This is a genomic window from Streptomyces sp. NPDC030245 (assembly GCF_055572995.1).
Window position 1 is genome coordinate 139,930 of sequence record NZ_JBVICF010000012.1, and the last position, 16,606, is coordinate 156,535.

At 69.9% G+C, this 16,606-nt stretch carries 12 protein-coding genes; 9 read left to right on the forward strand and 3 right to left on the reverse strand.

Features of this window, described 5'->3' with window-relative positions; genetic code table 11:
- The first annotated feature begins 38 nt into the window (after positions 1–38).
- The 8 genes from nuoH (at position 39) to recQ (ending at position 10,572) form a co-directional block, all read left to right on the forward strand.
- A complete protein-coding gene (nuoH, locus tag ACZ4Z4_RS29510) occupies positions 39–1,376 on the forward strand; it encodes an NADH-quinone oxidoreductase subunit NuoH (protein WP_468334239.1) in 1,338 nt (445 codons plus the stop codon).
- The gene (gene nuoI, locus ACZ4Z4_RS29515; RefSeq protein ID WP_468333886.1) at positions 1,369–2,028 is read left to right on the forward strand and encodes an NADH-quinone oxidoreductase subunit NuoI; all 660 of its coding nucleotides are present in this window, start codon (positions 1,369–1,371) and stop codon (positions 2,026–2,028) included. The genes nuoH and nuoI overlap by 8 nt, the downstream gene beginning before the upstream one ends.
- On the forward strand, positions 2,025–2,864 hold the full coding sequence (locus ACZ4Z4_RS29520; RefSeq protein ID WP_468333889.1) for an NADH-quinone oxidoreductase subunit J: 840 nt from the start codon (positions 2,025–2,027) through the stop codon (positions 2,862–2,864). Before nuoI ends, ACZ4Z4_RS29520 begins: the two co-directional genes overlap by 4 nt.
- A complete protein-coding gene (nuoK, locus tag ACZ4Z4_RS29525) occupies positions 2,861–3,160 on the forward strand; it encodes an NADH-quinone oxidoreductase subunit NuoK (protein ID WP_003974374.1) in 300 nt (99 codons plus the stop codon). Before ACZ4Z4_RS29520 ends, nuoK begins: the two co-directional genes overlap by 4 nt.
- A 14-nt stretch (positions 3,161–3,174) precedes the next feature.
- The gene (nuoL, locus tag ACZ4Z4_RS29530; protein ID WP_468333892.1) at positions 3,175–5,121 is read left to right on the forward strand and encodes an NADH-quinone oxidoreductase subunit L; all 1,947 of its coding nucleotides are present in this window, start codon (positions 3,175–3,177) and stop codon (positions 5,119–5,121) included.
- Positions 5,122–5,126: 5 nt separating this feature from the next.
- The gene (locus ACZ4Z4_RS29535) at positions 5,127–6,698 is read left to right on the forward strand and encodes an NADH-quinone oxidoreductase subunit M (RefSeq protein ID WP_468333895.1); all 1,572 of its coding nucleotides are present in this window, start codon (positions 5,127–5,129) and stop codon (positions 6,696–6,698) included.
- Positions 6,695–8,344, forward strand: a complete 1,650-nt coding sequence (gene nuoN, locus ACZ4Z4_RS29540; RefSeq protein WP_468333898.1) for an NADH-quinone oxidoreductase subunit NuoN — start codon at positions 6,695–6,697, stop codon at positions 8,342–8,344. The genes ACZ4Z4_RS29535 and nuoN overlap by 4 nt, the downstream gene beginning before the upstream one ends.
- A gap of 176 nt (positions 8,345–8,520) precedes the next feature.
- Positions 8,521–10,572 (forward strand): DNA helicase RecQ, encoded by a 2,052-nt coding sequence (gene recQ / locus ACZ4Z4_RS29545; protein ID WP_468333901.1) that lies wholly within the window; start codon positions 8,521–8,523, stop codon positions 10,570–10,572.
- Positions 10,573–10,649: 77 nt separating this feature from the next.
- On the opposite strand, the gene fahA is transcribed toward recQ, so the two are convergent.
- Positions 10,650–11,984 carry a fumarylacetoacetase gene (gene fahA, locus ACZ4Z4_RS29550; protein WP_468333904.1) on the reverse strand — a complete coding sequence of 445 codons (1,335 nt, stop codon included), beginning with the start codon at positions 11,982–11,984 and terminating at the stop codon, positions 10,650–10,652.
- A gap of 224 nt (positions 11,985–12,208) precedes the next feature.
- Here fahA and ACZ4Z4_RS29555 point away from each other — a divergent pair, with 224 nt between their 5' ends.
- Complete coding sequence (locus ACZ4Z4_RS29555; protein ID WP_468333907.1) at positions 12,209–13,024, forward strand: HAD family hydrolase; 816 nt, start codon at positions 12,209–12,211, stop codon at positions 13,022–13,024.
- 18 nt (positions 13,025–13,042) lie between these two features.
- Here ACZ4Z4_RS29555 and ACZ4Z4_RS29560 read toward each other — a convergent pair whose 3' ends face one another.
- Together ACZ4Z4_RS29560 and ACZ4Z4_RS29565 are read right to left on the reverse strand one after the other, a co-directional pair.
- A complete protein-coding gene (locus tag ACZ4Z4_RS29560) occupies positions 13,043–15,034 on the reverse strand; it encodes a CocE/NonD family hydrolase (protein ID WP_468333910.1) in 1,992 nt (663 codons plus the stop codon).
- Positions 15,035–15,079: 45 nt separating this feature from the next.
- Complete coding sequence (locus ACZ4Z4_RS29565; RefSeq protein WP_468333913.1) at positions 15,080–16,594, reverse strand: peptide MFS transporter; 1,515 nt, start codon at positions 16,592–16,594, stop codon at positions 15,080–15,082.
- Between the last annotated feature and the right edge of the window lie 12 nt (positions 16,595–16,606).

A 16,606-nucleotide genomic window follows, 5' to 3' on the forward strand; every position in this document is an offset into this window, starting at 1 on the left:
CGCACACTCTGGTGCCGCTTGCGGCGGAAGACCTGTCCATGTTCGGCCGCGACCCCTGGTGGCTGGTCGCCTTCAAGGCGGTCTTCTGCTTCGCGTTCCTGATGGTGACGGTCCTCTTCGCCATCGTCTGGGAGCGCAAGGTCGTCGCCTGGATGCAGCTGCGCATCGGCCCCAACCGGAACGGCCCCTGGGGTCTGCTTCAGTCCCTCGCGGACGGCGTCAAGCTGATGCTCAAGGAAGACGTCATCGTCAAGCGCGCGGACAAGGTGGTCTACGTCCTCGCACCGGTCGTCGCCGCGATCCCGGCATTCATGGCGATCGCCGTGATCCCGTTCGGACCCGCGGGCAACGAGGTCTCGATCTTCGGCCAGCGCACCACGATGCAGCTCACCGACCTGCCGATCGCGATGCTGTACATCCTCGCGGTCGCCTCGGTCGGCATCTACGGCATCGTCCTCGCGGGGTGGAGCTCGGGGTCGACGTACCCGCTCCTCGGCGGCCTGCGCTCCTGCGCGCAGATGATCTCCTACGAGATCGCGATGGGCGCGGCCTTCGCCTCCGTCTTCCTCTACTCGGGGTCGATGTCGACCTCGACGATCGTCGAGGCGCAGGCGGACCGCTGGTACGTGCTGCTCCTGCCGGTGTCGTTCCTGATCTACATCGTGACGATGATCGGCGAGACCAACCGCGCGCCGTTCGACATGCCGGAGTCCGAGGGCGACCTCGTCGGTGGCTTCAACACCGAGTACTCCTCCATCAAGTTCGCGATGTTCATGCTCGCCGAGTACATCAACATGGTCACCGTCTCGGCGGTCTCGGTCACGCTCTTCCTCGGAGGCTGGCGGGCACCGTATCCGATCAGCACGTTCTGGGAGGGCGCGAACCACGGCTGGTGGCCGATGCTCTGGTTCGTGATCAAGGTCCAGCTGCTGCTGTTCTTCTTCATCTGGCTGCGCGGCTCGCTGCCCCGCGTCCGCTACGACCAGCTGATGAAGCTCGGCTGGAAGGTCCTGATCCCGGTCTCGGTCGTCTGGCTGATGCTCGTCGCCACGGTCAGGGCGATGCGGAACGAGGACTACGAATTCACCTCGATCGCGCTGTACGTGGGCGGCGGGGTCATCGCGCTGCTGCTGCTCTCCGTCGTCGTCGACATCTTCCGCGACAAACGGGAGAAGGAAGCCGCCGCCGAGGAGGAGAAGCCGGTCGCCTTCGACCCCATGGCGGGCGGATTCCCCGTGCCCCCGCTGCCCGGCCAGAGCCTGCCACCCGTCCCGCGCCGCCGCCCGCGCCACGAGCGGGAGCTGATTGTCAGTGGTGGCCCCGATACTCAGAGTGACGGAACCCGAACTGATGGAAAGGAGGCGTCCGATGGCTGAGTCGAACCAGGAGTCGCACGACCCGAACCAATCGAAGCAAGGGTTCCAGAACCCTGTCGCGGGCTTCGGCGTGACCTTCAAGGCCATGTTCAAGAAGCGGCTGACCGAGCAGTATCCGGAGCAGCAGAAGACCACCGCTCCCCGCTTCCACGGCAGGCACCAGCTGAACCGCCATCCGGACGGCCTGGAGAAGTGCGTCGGCTGTGAGCTCTGCGCCTGGGCCTGTCCCGCGGACGCCATCTATGTGGAGGGCGCGGACAACACCGAAGAGGAGAGGTACTCCCCGGGCGAGCGGTACGGCCGCGTCTACCAGATCAACTACGCCCGCTGCATCCTGTGCGGCCTGTGCATCGAGGCCTGCCCCACGCGCGCGTTGACGATGACGAACGAGTTCGAGCTGGCCGACAGCAGCCGCGAGAACCTCATCTACACCAAGGAGCAGCTGCTCGCCGGCCTCGAAGAGGGCATGGTCGACTCGCCGCACGCCATCTACCCGGGCATGGACGAGCAGGACTACTACCGGGGCCTGGTGACCGAGGCGGCGCCGGGGACGGTGCCCCAGGTCGCGCTCTCCAAGGGGGAGACGCCGCAGGAGGCGGCCGCGGACTTCGGGGACGGCGAGCCGGCGTCGGAGAAGGTGGTCGGCCGATGACGCAGCTCGCCGCCTATACGACCTCCACCGGCGAGGCCGTCCAGTTCTGGGTGCTCGGCACGGTCGCGGTGATCGGCGCCCTGTGCACCATCCTCATGAAGAAGGCCGTGCACAGCGCGCTCTGCCTCGCCGGGACCATGATCATCCTCGCGGTGTTCTACCTGGCCAACGGCGCGTACTTCCTGGGCATCGTCCAGATCGTCGTCTACACCGGCGCGATCATGATGCTCTTCCTCTTCGTGGTCATGCTCGTCGGCGTCACCGCCGCCGACTCCCTGACGGAGACCATCAAGGGCCAGCGCTGGCTGGCCCTGCTCTGCGGGCTCGGCTTCGCGGTGCTGCTCTTCGCGGGCATCGGAAACGCCTCGGTGCAGGAGTTCAACGGCCTCACCAAGGCGAACTCCGGCGGCAATGTGGAGGGCCTCGCCGGACTCATCTTCACCAAATACGTCTTCGCCTTCGAGATCACCGGCGCCCTGCTCATCACGGCGACGGTCGGCGCGATGGTGCTCACCCACCGCGAGCGCACGGAGCGCGCCAAGACGCAGCGCGAGCTCTCCGAGGAGCGCGTGCGCGCGGGCAAGCACCTGCCCCCGCTGCCCGCCCCGGGTGTCTACGCCCGGCACAACGCCGTGGACATCGCGGGCCTGCTCCCCGACGGCACCCCGTCGGAGCTCACGGTCAACAAGACGCTGCGCGAGCGCGGCCAGATCCGCGACGTGTCGAGCGAGGCGCTCAACGACCTGCGCGCCCTCGAGCAGCGCTCCACCGATCGCCTGGACCGGACCGACCTGCGCAGCGACGACATCGGGCGGACCGAGGAGGCGTCGAAGTGAACCCCGTCAACTACCTGTACCTCGCCGCCCTGCTGTTCACGATCGGCGCGACCGGCGTGCTCATCAGGCGGAACGCAATCGTGGTGTTCATGTGCATCGAGCTCATGCTCAACGCCTGCAACCTCGCGTTCGTGGCCTTCTCCCGGATGCACGGCAACCTCGACGGCCAGATCATCGCGTTCTTCACGATGGTCGTCGCCGCCGCGGAGGTCGTGGTCGGGCTCGCGATCATCGTGTCGCTGTTCCGTTCCCGCCACTCGGCCTCGGTCGACGACGCCAGCCTGATGAAGCTCTGAGGGGTCGCTGAATCGTGGAGAACTTGATTGCGCTGCTCGTCGCGGCGCCGCTGCTCGGAGCGGCCGTACTGCTGTGCGGCGGCCGGGCACTGGACCGCGCGGGCCACTGGCTCGGCACGCTGCTCGCGGCCGCGTCCTTCGGCGTCGCCGTCGTGCTGTTCACCGACATGCTGGGCAAGGGCGCCGAGGAGCGCTCGCTGTCGCAGCACCTGTTCAGCTGGATCCCCGTCGAGGGCTTCCAGGCGGACGTCGCCTTCCAGCTCGACCAGCTGTCGATGACGTTCGTCCTGCTGATCTCCGGTGTGGGCACGCTCATCCACATCTACTCCATCGGGTACATGGAGCACGACGAGCGGCGCCGCCGCTTCTTCGGCTACCTGAACCTCTTCCTCGCGGCGATGCTCCTCCTGGTCCTCGCCGACAACTACCTGCTCCTGTACGTCGGATGGGAGGGCGTCGGCCTCGCCTCGTACCTCCTGATCGGCTTCTGGCAGCACAAGCCCAGCGCGGCCACCGCCGCGAAGAAGGCCTTCCTGGTCAACCGCGTCGGTGACGTGGGCCTCTCGATCGCCATCATGCTGATGTTCACCACCTTCGGGACGTTCGCCTTCGGGCCCGTCCTGGAGGCCACGGGTGAGACGTCCGAGGGCAAGCTCACCGCGATCGGCCTGATGCTGCTGCTCGCCGCGTGCGGCAAGTCCGCGCAGGTGCCGCTCCAGTCCTGGCTGGGCGACGCGATGGAGGGCCCGACCCCGGTCTCGGCCCTGATCCACGCCGCCACCATGGTGACCGCGGGTGTCTATCTGATCGTCCGCTCCGGCGAGATCTTCAACGCGGCACCGGACGCCCAGCTGGTCGTGACCATCGTCGGCGCGGTCACGCTGCTGTTCGGTGCGATCGTCGGTTGCGCGAAGGACGACATCAAGAAGGCCCTCGCCGGCTCGACGATGTCCCAGATCGGGTACATGATCCTGGCCGCGGGCCTCGGCCCCATCGGCTACGTCTTCGCGATCATGCACCTGGTCACGCACGGCTTCTTCAAGGCCGGGCTCTTCCTCGGCGCCGGTTCGGTCATGCACGGCATGAACGACGAGGTCGACATGCGGAAGTACGGCGGCCTCAGGAAGTACATGCCGGTCACCTTCGTCACCTTCGGCCTCGGCTATCTGGCGATCATCGGCTTCCCCGGTCTGTCCGGATTCTTCTCCAAGGACAAGATCATCGAAGCGGCGTTCGCCAAGGGCGGCACGGAGGGCTGGATCCTCGGCTCGGTGGCCCTCCTGGGCGCGGCCATCACCGCGTACTACATGACGCGCGTGATGATCCTGACCTTCTTCGGGGAGGAGCGCTGGCGCAACCGCCCGACGGCCTCCCCGGACCGGCCGGACGTCGAGCCCGCCGCCGAGACGCGGGGCGCGCACGACGAGCCGCACCCGCACGAGTCCCCGAAGTCCATGACGATCCCGATGATCGTGCTCGCCTTCGGATCGGTGTTCGCGGGCGGCTTCTTCAGCATCGGTGACCGCTTCATGCACTGGCTGGAGCCGGTCACGCACCACGACCACGGCGACTCGCCGCTGAGCGCGGCCACCGTCACGGGCGCCACCATGGTGGTCCTCGTCATCGGCGTCGCCCTCGCCTACGTCCAGTACGGCCGCCGGCCCGTCCCGGTGACCGCCCCGCGCGGCTCGGTGCTCACCCGCGCCGCCCGCCGCGACCTCCTCCAGGACGACTTCAACCATGTCGTCCTGGTCCGCGGCGGCGAGCACCTCACGCGCTCCCTGGTCTACGTCGACCACACCCTGGTCGACGGCGTCGTCAACAGCACGGCGGCCTCGATGGGCGGCCTCTCCGGACGCCTGCGCAAACTGCAGAACGGCTACGCCCGCTCCTACGCGGTCTCGATGTTCGGCGGCGCTGCGGTGCTCATCGCCGCGACCCTGCTGATGAGGGCGGTCTGATACCGATGTCCTTTCCCCTCCTGACAGCGACGGCGGTCCTGCCCGCGGTCGGCGCGATCGTCACGGCGGCCGTCCCGGCCGCCCGGCGGACCGCCGCCAAGTGGCTCGCGCTGCTCGTCTCGCTCGCCACGCTCGGCCTCGCCGTGACCGTGCTCGTACGGTTCGATCCGGACGGCGACCGCTATCAACTGACCGAATCGCACGCCTGGATCAAGGAGTTCGGCGTGCGGTACGAGCTCGGGGTCGACGGCATCGCCGTCGCACTCATCGCGCTCACCGCGCTGCTGATCCCGTTCATCATCCTCGCGGGCTGGCACGACGCCGATCCCCTGGAGACCAAGTCGTCACGCTGGCGGCCCACCCAGGGCTTCTTCGCCCTGATCCTCGCCGTCGAGGCGATGGTGATCATCTCCTTCGAGGCCACCGACGTCTTCCTCTTCTACATCTTCTTCGAAGCCATGCTCATCCCGATGTACTTCCTCATCGGCGGCTTCGGGGACCGCGCCCACGCGGGCAGCGACGAGAACGCCTCGGCCCAGCGCTCGTACGCGGCCGTGAAGTTCCTCCTCTACAACCTCGTCGGCGGCCTCATCATGCTGGCCGCCGTGATCGGGCTCTATGTGGTCGCGGGGAACTTCTCCCTCCAGGAGATCGCCGCCGCGCGCGCGGACGGTTCGCTCGACATGGCGACCAACACCGAGCGGTGGCTCTTCCTCGGCTTCTTCTTCGCCTTCGCGGTGAAGGCGCCGCTGTGGCCGCTCCACACCTGGCTGCCGAACGCGATGGGAGAGTCCACCGCCCCGGTCGCCGTGCTGATCACGGCCGTCGTCGACAAGGTCGGCACGTTTGCGATGCTGCGGTTCTGCCTCGGGCTCTTCCCGGAGGCGAGCGAGTGGGCGACGCCCGTCATCCTCGTCCTCGCCCTGATCAGCATCATCTACGGAGCGCTGCTCGCGGTCGGCCAGCGCGACATCAAGCGCCTCGTGGCGTACGCGTCGATCTCGCACTTCGGCTTCATCGTGCTCGGCATCTTCGCGATGACGTCGCAGGGTCAGTCCGGCGCGACGCTCTACATGGTCAACCACGGCATCTCGACCGCCGCGCTGATGCTGGTGGCCGGCTTCCTGATCTCGCGGCGCGGCTCGCGCCTGATCGCCGACTACGGAGGGGTGCAGAAGGTCGCCCCGGTGCTCGCGGGCACCTTCCTGATCGGTGGCCTCGCGACGCTCTCGCTCCCCGGGCTCGCGCCCTTCGTGAGTGAGTTCCTGGTCCTGGTCGGCGCGTTCGCGCGCTACCCGGTGGTCGGCATCATCGCGACCGTCGGCATCGTGCTCGCCGCGCTGTACACCCTCGTCCTCTACCAGCGGACGATGACGGGCCCCGTGAAGGCGGAGGTCGAGTCCATGCCCGACCTGCGGGTGCGTGAACTGGTCGTCGTGGCACCGCTGATCGCGCTCCTGATCGGCCTCGGGGTCTACCCGAAGCCGCTCACCGAGGTGGTCAACCCGGCGGTCGAGCACACGATGTCCGACGTACAGAAGAAAGACCCCAAGCCCGAGGTGGAGGCGGCCAAGTGAGCGCAACAGCCGTCCACAGCCTGTGGACAACGGCGGCGGAGCCGATCGGCAAGATCGACGCGCCCGACATCGAGTACGGACAGCTGTCGCCGACGTTGATCGTCATCGGCGCGGCCGTCCTCGGAGTGCTCATCGAAGCCTTCGTCCCCCGCAAGTCCCGTTACTACGTACAGCTCTTCGTCTCCGTGGTCGCCCTGGCCGCCGCCTTCGCCGCGGTCGTCGGACTCGCGGCCCGCGGCTTCGGCACCACCAAGGCCCAGATCGCGGCGATGGGCGCGATCGCGGTCGACGGCCCGGCGCTCTTCCTCCAGGGCACCATCCTGCTCACCGGAATCGTCGCGATCTTCACCTTCGCGGAGCGGCGCCTCGACCCGGCGGCGCACGGCAACCGCGTCGACTCGTTCGTGGCGCAGGCCGGCGCCGTGCCGGGCAGCGAGGCCGAACAGTCCGCCACCAAGGCCGGGTTCACCACCACCGAGGTGTTCCCGCTGGCGCTCTTCGCCATCGGCGGCATGCTCGTCTTCCCCGCGGCCAACGACCTCCTGACGCTCTTCATCGCGCTGGAAGTCTTCTCCCTGCCGCTGTACCTGCTCTGCGCGCTCGCCCGGCGCAAGCGCCTGATGTCGCAGGAATCCGCCGTCAAGTACTTCCTGCTCGGCGCGTTCGCCTCGGCGTTCACGCTCTTCGGCATCGCCCTCCTGTACGGGTACGCGGGCTCCGTGTCGTACGCGACGATCGCGAACGTCGTCGAGGGCAACGTCAAGACCGTGAACCCGGCGCTCGCCGACACCATGGGCAATGACGCGCTGCTCCTGATCGGCGTCGCGATGGTGGTGATGGGGCTGCTCTTCAAGGTGGGCGCGGTGCCGTTCCACATGTGGACCCCGGACGTGTACCAGGGCGCCCCGACGCCGGTCACCGGCTTCATGGCGGCGGCGACGAAGGTGGCCGCGTTCGGCGCGCTCCTCCGTCTCCTCTACGTGGTGCTGCCGGGCCTGCGCTGGGACTGGCGGCCCGTCATGTGGGGCGTCGCGATCATCACGATGCTGGGCGGCGCGATCATCGCGATCACGCAGACCGACATCAAGCGGCTCCTCGCGTACTCGTCGATCGCGCACGCCGGCTTCATCCTCGCCGGTGTCATCGCCACCACTCCGGACGGCGTCTCCTCCGTCCTCTTCTACCTGGGCGCCTACTCCTTCGTGACCATCGGCGCCTTCGCCGTCGTCACGCTGGTGCGGGACGCGGGCGGCGAGGCGACGCACCTGTCGAAATGGGCGGGGCTCGGCCGCAGGTCGCCCCTGGTCGCCGCGGTCTTCGCGGTCTTCCTGCTCGCCTTCGCCGGCATCCCGCTGACCTCCGGGTTCGCCGGGAAGTTCGCGGTCTTCAAGGCGGCCGCCGAGGGCGGCGCGGGCGCGCTGGTCGTGGTCGGTGTCCTGTCGTCGGCGATCGCCGCGTTCTTCTACATCCGCGTGATCGTCCTGATGTTCTTCAGCGAGCCGAAGGCGGACGGCCCCACGGTCGCCGTGCCCTCGCCGCTGACGATGACGGCGATCGGCGTGGGCGTCGCGGTGACGCTGGTCCTCGGCGTGGCCCCGCAGTACTTCCTGGACCTGGCGAACCAGGCGGGGGTCTTCGTCCGGTAGCCCCGTCCCTTCGTACATGTGTCGCCGCCCGGCATCCCGAGAGGGGGTGCCGGGCGGTTGCCTGTGGATAACTGTCCGGGGTGTCGGTGGGGAGCCCTATCGTGGAGTCAGTGGTCGAGGTAGTGGCCGAGGCAGGAAGCACGGCGGGGGACAGGGCGATGGATGGGACCAAAGGCATGAGCGAGGTGACGGCGGCGGTGGCGGCGCCGGGCGCGGCGACCGGCTCCGTGACGGAGAGCGACGCCCTGCGGACGCTCCACCGCGTCTTCGGGTACGACGCCTTCCGCGGCGAGCAGGAAACGATCATCGACCACGTGGTGGGCGGCGGCGACGCCGTCGTCCTCATGCCGACCGGCGGTGGCAAGTCCCTCTGCTATCAGATCCCGGCCCTGGTCAGACCGGGCACGGGCGTCGTGGTCTCCCCGCTCATCGCGCTCATGCAGGACCAGGTGGACGCGCTGCGGGCGCTCGGTGTCCGCGCCGGGTTCATCAACTCCACGCAGGACTTCGACGAGCGGCGCGTGATGGAGGCGGAGTTCCTCGCGGGCGAGCTCGACGTGCTGTATCTCGCACCGGAGCGGCTGCGCCTGGACGCCACCCTTGACCTCCTCTCGCGGGGCCGGATCTCCGTCTTCGCGATCGACGAGGCGCACTGCGTCGCCCAGTGGGGTCACGACTTCCGCCCCGACTATCTGGCGCTCTCCGTGCTCGGGCAGCGCTGGCCCGACGTGCCGCGGATCGCCCTGACCGCGACGGCCACGCACGCCACGCACCGGGAGATCACCGAGCGGCTCGGCATGCCGGACGCCAAGCACTTCGTGGCGAGCTTCGACCGGCCCAACATCCAGTACCGCATCGTGCCGAAGGCCGAGCCGAAGAAGCAGCTCCTGGCCTTCCTGAAGGAGGAGCACCCGGGCGACGCCGGAATCGTCTACTGCCTGTCGCGCAATTCGGTGGAGAAGACCGCCGAGTTCCTGTGCAGGAACGGCATCGAGGCCGTCCCGTACCACGCGGGCCTGGACGGCGGCACGCGCGCGGCCCACCAGTCCCGCTTCCTGCGGGAGGAGGGTCTCGTCGTCTGCGCGACGATCGCCTTCGGCATGGGCATCGACAAGCCGGACGTGCGCTTCGTCGCCCACCTCGACCTGCCCAAGTCCGTCGAGGGGTACTACCAGGAGACGGGCCGCGCGGGCCGCGACGGCCTGCCCTCCACGGCCTGGATGGCGTACGGGCTCCAGGACGTCGTCCAGCAGCGCAAGATGATCCAGGGCGGCGAGGGCGACGAGGCGTTCCGGCGCCGGGCGGCCTCGCACCTCGACTCGATGCTGGCGCTCTGCGAGACCGCGCAGTGCCGCCGCACCCAGCTCCTCACCTACTTCGGCCAGGAAGCGGCGGCGGAGTCCTGCGGGAACTGCGACACATGCCTCACCCCGCCCGAGACCTGGGACGGCACGGTGGCCGCGCAGAAGGTGCTGTCCACGGTGGTGCGCCTGCAACGCGAGCGTGGGCAGAAGTTCGGCGCGGGCCAGATCATCGACATCCTGCTCGGCAAGAAGACCGCGAAGGTCATCCAGTTCGATCACGACCAGCTGTCGGTCTTCGGCATCGGCGAGGAGCTGGCGGAGGCCGAATGGCGCGGCGTGGTGCGGCAGTTGCTGGCGCAGGGCCTGCTCGCCGTCGAGGGGGAGTACGGCACGCTGGTGCTCACCGAGACGAGCGGTTCCGTCCTGGGCCGGGAGCGCGAGGTGCGGCTGCGCAAGGAGCCGAAGCGGGCTCCGGCGGCGCGGGCGTCCAAGGGTGAGCGCAAGGCGAAGTCGGCGGCGGCGGTCGCCGAGCTGCCGCAGGAGGCGGTGCCGCTCTTCGAGGCGCTGCGCGCCTGGCGCGCGGCCCAGGCGAAGGAGCAGGGCGTCCCGGCGTACGTGATCTTCCACGACGCCACGCTCCGGGAGATCGCGACGCTGCGGCCCACCTCCGTGGCGGAGCTCGAAGGCATCAGCGGAGTGGGCGAGAAGAAGCGGGCGACGTACGGCGAGGGTGTGGTCGGGGTCGTGGCGGAGTTCGTGGGCGGCGGCACGGGTTCTGGCGGGGCGCCTGACGAGGCCGCCCGGCCGGCAGAGGCACCTGGCGGTGCCCCCGTCGGCGGGCCGGCCGGCGGGGGCGCCCCGGCTCCGGGCGATGAGGCGGAGCTGGGCTGGGGCGACGAGGAGGAGCCGGACTGGGCGTCCTGACGCGCGGGCGCGTCCGGACGGGGCGTCCTGATGCGCGGGCGTCGTCGGGTGGGCCGCCGTCCTCGCCCCGCCGTGCCCTACCTCGCCGCCACGATCCGGCCCGTCACCTCGCCGAGGCCCACCTTCGTGCCGCCGGGGCCCGGGGCCCAGGCGGAGAGGGTGACCTCGTCGCCGTCCTCCAGGAAGGTGCGCTTGCCGTCGGGGAGTTCGAGGGGGTCGCGGCCGTTCCAGGTGATCTCGATCAGGGAGCCGTACTGACCGGGCGCGGAGCCGCTGACCGTGCCCGAGCCGTACAGGTCGCCGGTGCGGAGTGAGGCGCCGTTGACCGTCATGTGCGCCAGCTGCTGCGCGGCCGTCCAGTACACGGTGGAGAACGGCGGCTCGGAGATGACCTGGCCGTTCAGGGTGACCGTCATGCGCAGGTCGTAGCCGCCAGGCTCGTCGGCCGACGACTCCGCGGAGTCGTCCAGGTAGGGCAGGAGCGGGTGCGTGCGCTCCGGGGGTGCGACCCGCGCCGAGTCGAGCGCCTCCAGCGGGGTGATCCACGCGGAGACCGAGGTGGCGAAGGACTTCCCGAGGAACGGCCCGAGCGGGACGTACTCCCAGGCCTGGATGTCGCGCGCCGACCAGTCGTTGAGGAGGGTGAGCCCGAAGACGTGCTCCCGGAAGTCGGCCAGGGCGACGGGGGTTCCCTGCGCCGAGGAGGTGCCGACCACGAAGCCGACCTCCGCCTCGATGTCGAGCCGGACCGAGGGGCCGAAGACGGGGGCCGTGTCGGCGGGCGTCTTGCGCTGGCCCGTCGGGCGGACCACGTCCGTCCCGGAGACCACGACCGTGCCGGACCGGCCGTGGTAACCGATGGGCAGGTGCTTCCAGTTGGGGGTCAGCGGGGTCGGCGAGTCCGGGCGGAACATCTTGCCCAGGTTCGTCGCGTGGTTCTCCGAGGCGTAGAAGTCGACGTAGTCAGCGACCTCGAAGGGCAGGTGCAGGGTCACTTCGGAGAGGGGGTGCAGCAGGGGGCGTACGGCTTCGCGGTGGGCGGGCACCGTCACCCACGCCGTCAGGGCGCGCCGCACGTCGGACCAGGCGGTGCGGCCCGCGGCGAGCAGCGGGTTCAGGGTGGGGCGGGCGAGGAGCGAGACGTAGGGGGAGCCGAGTGCGGCGGCCGCGGCGCCCGCGTCCAGGACGTGACTGCCGAGCCGCACGCCGACCCTGCGCCTGCCGGTCGCCTCGCCGGCCAGGGAGAACACCCCGTAGGGGAGGTTGTGCGGTCCGAAGGGGTCGCCCTCGGGGAGGCCGAAGGGATCGCCCTCGGGAAGACCGGTGGAGCCGCCCTCGGGGTGACCGGTGGGGCCTCCGGGGAGGTCGGTGGAGTCACCGGCGGTCGGGTCGAGCGGGGTCTGCTCGGACATGCGTACCTGCCTCGCTTTCCATAGGGGTGTGCCACACGTTACGTGTGGAGTGCCTGTTGCGGCAGTGCCTGAAGAGTGCCCAATGTCCGAATAACTCTCGCTGTGCGAGGCGGAATATCACCTTCCGCTTTCCTGTGAGGGAGGAACTGCCCGTCCTCACCCGGCCGTATGCGCACCTTGCCAAGCAGCTTCCGGTGGAGCGCAGGATCCGTATTCTCTGGATCATGGCCGCTCCCCTCGCATATGCACTCATCGCCACTGACCTGGACGGGACGCTGCTGCGCGGCGACGACACGGTCTCGGACCGGTCGCGGCGGGCACTGGCCGCCGCCGGCGAGGCGGGCGCCCGGCACCTCGTGGTGACAGGCCGCCCGGCGCCACGGGTGAGGCCACTCCTGGAGGATCTCGGCTATGCGGGCCTGGCCGTCTGCGGTCAGGGGGCGCAGCTGTACGACGCGGGGGCGCACCGGATGGAGTGGTCGGTGAAGCTCGACCGCGAGCTCGCCGAGGCCGCGCTCGGAAAGATCGAGGCGGAGGTCGGGCAGGTCTACGCGGCCGTGGACCAGGACGGTGTCCACGGCCTGACGCTCATCGAGCCGGGGTACGAGATGCCGCATCCCACGCTGCCCGCGATGCGGGTGCCCGGCCGTGACGTGCTGTGGGAGGAGCCCATCAGCAAGGTGCTCCTGCGCCATCCGTGGCTGCCCGACGACGAGTTGGCGGCGGTGGCGCGTGACGCGGTGGGTTCGCTGGCGACGGTCACCATGTCGGGGCCGGGCACGGTGGAGCTCCAGCCGTGCGGGGTGACGAAGGCGACCGGACTCGCGCTGGCCGCCGAGCGGCTCGGCCTGACGGCCGCGGACACGATCGCCTTCGGGGACATGCCCAACGACATCCCCATGTTCCTCTGGGCCGCGCACGGCGTGGCCATGGCCAACGCCCACGGGGAACTCAAGGCGGTGGCCGACGAGTTGACCCTCTCGAACGAGGACGACGGCATCGCCGTCGTCCTCGACCGTCTGCTGAAGACCGGGCTCTAGAGCCCGTGCCGGAGGTCCCTAGCCCGCGGTCCGCCGGATCCGCTTCTCCCACGTCCGGTGGAAGACGACCTCGTCGCCGGCCTTGCACACCACCTCGTTCGAGGTGATGAAGTCCGCCGCGTCGCACGTGATCTCCGAGCGGGTCTCGACGCGTGTGTCCCAGCCGAGTTCGGGGCGGTGCAGGCGGATCGTCCACTCCGAGCGGGTACGGGCGCTCAGCGGGTCGCCCTCCTGGATCGTGTACGTCTCCAGTGCGTCCTCGGTGAATTCGAGGCCGTCGGGGTAGACGCGCGTGCCGCCGTAGCGCGGGTCGACCTCCAGGCGCCACTCGCCCTTGGCGACGTCGCGTACGACCAGGCGCTCGGGCCGCTGCTCGTCCAGGGTCGCCGGGTACACCACGCCGAGCGGCTCCGACTGCTCCGCGGGTCCGAAGGTGATCGACGGGTCGAAGCCGCCCTCGCGCACGGGCAGTTCCAGGGAGCTGCCCACCGGCTCCAGGGTGAAGCCGACCGAGTCCGCCTGCGGCCAGATCCAGGGCCAGTACGCGGAGGAGACCGCGAGGCGGATGCGGTGGCCCGGCGGGAAAGTGTGGCCGATGCCGTTGAGTTCGAAGGTCACGTCCTCGGTGGCGCCGAGGGGCCAGGCGTCCGCGCGGTCCCTGCCGTGCCGCGCCGAGAGGTTGAGCACGCCCCGGGTGACCAGGGTGGACGAGCCGTCCGGCGCGATGTCGCAGAGGCGGGCGACGGCCTGGCCGTAGGGCACGTCCATCCGCAGCCGCAACGTCACTTTGGGGCGCCCGAGGATCCGTACCTCCGAGGGGACCTCGAATTCGAAGCACGCCGACTTCGCGTCCTCGTCCCGCTGGTCGGGCGGCAGGTCCGCCTCGTTCCCGAACGGGAAGAAGCGGCCCGCGTCCAGCCCCGTGTGCTGCGGCGAGTCGACGAGGACGGGGGTGCCCTGAAGGGCGTACGGGACGGGGGTGACGTGCGGGGACGGCCAGGACGGCTCGCCGACCCAGCCGCCGGGCAGCTCCGGGTAGACCGTCGCCGGCGGGTGCGAGTCGCTGATCCAGGAGCGGAGCTTCGGCTCTGCCATCACACCGGTGTCGACGCCCTTGAGGTGGTGGTCCCACCAGCGCAGGGTCTCCTGGAGGAAGCCGATCGAGGGGCCGGGGGGCAGGCCGCGGTCCGGGTACTGGTGCGACCAGGGGCCGATGAGGCCGCGCACCTGCTCGTCGGGAAGGTGCTCGACCAGCCGCAGGACCGTGTCGCGGTACGGGTCGTGCCAGCCGCCGACCGCGAGCACCGCGGCGCCGATCGCGGAGTAGTCCTCGCAGACGCTGCCGTGCCGCCAGTAGTCGTCGCGGGTCTGGTGGTCGAGCCAGGTGTGGATGAGGGGTTCGACGGCTTCGAGGCGCGTCAGCCACATCTCGCGCCAGGCGTCGCCCACGAAGTACGGGTCGGGCGGGCGCGACACGAAGGCGAGCATCGTCGCCGCCCACGCGTGCATGTCCACCGCGAGGACGGAACCGCCCATGTAGTGCACGTCGTTGTCATAGCGGTCGTCCGCCGAGCAGACCGTGACGATCGCCTTGAGCGGCTCGGGTGCGAGCGCCGCGATCTGGAGGGAGTTGAAGCCGCCCCAGGAGATGCCGAACATGCCGACCTTGCCGGTCGACCAGGGCTGCGCGGCCAGCCAGTGCACCACCTCGACGCCGTCCGCCAGCTCCTGCGGCGCGTACTCGTCGGTGGGCAGGCCCTCGCTGTTGCCGTGGCCGCGGACGTCGACGCGGACGGAGGCGTAGCCGTGGCCCGCGTACCAGGGGTGGCGCTGCCAGTCGCGGGGCGCCGTCCAGTCGGTGAGGCGGTAGGGGAGGTATTCGAGGAGCACGGGGACGGGCTCGTCGGTGACCGGGCGCCACACGCGCGCGTAGAGCCTGGTCCCGTCGGAGAGGGGTACGTGGAAGTCCTCGCGGGTGGTCTCGTACGGGAAGGAGTCGCGGATCTGCATGAGTGGAACCTCAGTGGACGGGGTGTCTCCGGTGGGCGGGATGGCCTAGTGGACGGGGTGCATGGTGCGGCGCAGCCACGGTGCGAGCGCGATCACGGCGACGCCCGCGAGCACGGCGATCGCGCCGTTGACGCCGAAGTACGCCGGGTTGGAGACCTCTCCGTAGACCTTCACGACCTGCGCCTGGATGCCGTTGGCGAGCGCGAGGGAGAGGAACCACAGGGCCATCGTCTGGCTGGCGAAGGCCTTCGGGGCGAGCTTGGTCGTCGCCGACATGCCCGAGGTCTCCACGAGGACGTCGCCGAGCCCGAGCAGCAGGTACGAACCGACGATCCACCAGACCGCCATCTTGTACGTGTCGTCGGCGTGCCCCGAGGTGGGCAGCGTCATCAGGAGGAACGACAGACCGCCCAGGATCACACCGAGGGCGATCTTGTTGGAGGCGTGCGGCTGACGCCTCCCCATCCGGGCCCAGACGGCGGCGACGACGGGCGCGAGGCCGACCTCGAAGGCGCCGAGCGCGGAGGCGTACCAACTGGCGGGGAAGGTGAAGCCGAAGATCGACGTCTCGGCGTTCGTCGACGCCAGCAGGATCATCGTCGAGTACGCCTGGAAGAGGATGAAGTTGAAGACGACCGAGGCCAGGAAGAGGACCACGTACGGCCTGAGGCGGCCGCGCTCCTCGGCGCTCACGCGCGGGCTGCGGAACATCACCGCGAAGTAGCCGACCGGCGCGATCACGGAGATCAGGGTCAGCAGGTCGACGAAGCGGTCCATGGTGAGCCAGCCGACGGCGGCGAGCAGCCCGGCGACGGCGGCGGCCACGACCAGGCCGGCGACGATCAGCAGGACGGCCCGGCGCATCGCGTCCCGGGGCATCACGAACTCGGCGGCGGCCCTCCGGCCCGCGAGGTGGCGCCGGCCCAGGACGTACTGGACGAGACCGAAGGTCATGCCGATCGCGGCCGCCGAGAAGCCCCAGTGCCAGCCCTTGTGGTCGCCGAGCCAGCCGGTGATCAGCGGGCCCGCGAAGGCGCCCACGTTGATCGCCATGTAGTACAGCGCGAAGCCCGCGTCGCGCCGCTCGTCCTCGGTGCGGTAGAGCTTGCCGACCATCGAGGCGACGTTCGGCTTGAGGAGGCCGGTGCCCGCGCTGATCAGCCCGAGCCCCACCCAGGTCATGGTCGCCGTCGGCACGGCCATCGAGTAGTGGCCGCAGGCGATGAGGACGCCGCCCCACAGCACCGCGCGGTACGAGCCGAGGATGCGGTCGGCGAGCCAGCCGCCCGCCACGGAGACGAGGTACACCAGCGTGCCGTACGCCGCTGAGACCGACGCGGCCGTACCGGCGTCCATCCCCATGCCGTCGTTCGCGACGGAGTCGGCGAAGTAGAGGACCAGGATGGCCTGCATGCCGAGGAACGAGAAGCGCTCCCAGACCTCCAGACCGGAGAGGGTGAGCAGGCCGCGCGGCTGCCCGAAGAAGGCGCGGTCGTCGCCCGGCGGTGGTTCGCCGGGCGGCTCGGGTGGCGGCTCGTACTCGGCCGTAGTACGGGACAAAGATGCTTCTCC

What these genes read in the sequence shown, in the direction of transcription:
- ACZ4Z4_RS29520 (WP_468333889.1), top strand. Translation starts at nt 2,025, where the DNA reads ATGACGCAGCTCGCCGCCTATACGACCTCCACCGGCGAGGCCGTCCAG.
- nuoH (WP_468334239.1), top strand. Translation starts at nt 39, where the DNA reads ATGTTCGGCCGCGACCCCTGGTGGCTGGTCGCCTTCAAGGCGGTCTTC.
- ACZ4Z4_RS29535 (WP_468333895.1), top strand. Translation starts at nt 5,127, where the DNA reads ATGTCCTTTCCCCTCCTGACAGCGACGGCGGTCCTGCCCGCGGTCGGC.
- nuoI (WP_468333886.1), top strand. Translation starts at nt 1,369, where the DNA reads ATGGCTGAGTCGAACCAGGAGTCGCACGACCCGAACCAATCGAAGCAA.
- fahA (WP_468333904.1), bottom strand. Translation starts at nt 11,984, where the DNA reads ATGTCCGAGCAGACCCCGCTCGACCCGACCGCCGGTGACTCCACCGAC.
- ACZ4Z4_RS29555 (WP_468333907.1), top strand. Translation starts at nt 12,209, where the DNA reads ATGGCCGCTCCCCTCGCATATGCACTCATCGCCACTGACCTGGACGGG.
- recQ (WP_468333901.1), top strand. Translation starts at nt 8,521, where the DNA reads ATGAGCGAGGTGACGGCGGCGGTGGCGGCGCCGGGCGCGGCGACCGGC.
- ACZ4Z4_RS29560 (WP_468333910.1), bottom strand. Translation starts at nt 15,034, where the DNA reads ATGCAGATCCGCGACTCCTTCCCGTACGAGACCACCCGCGAGGACTTC.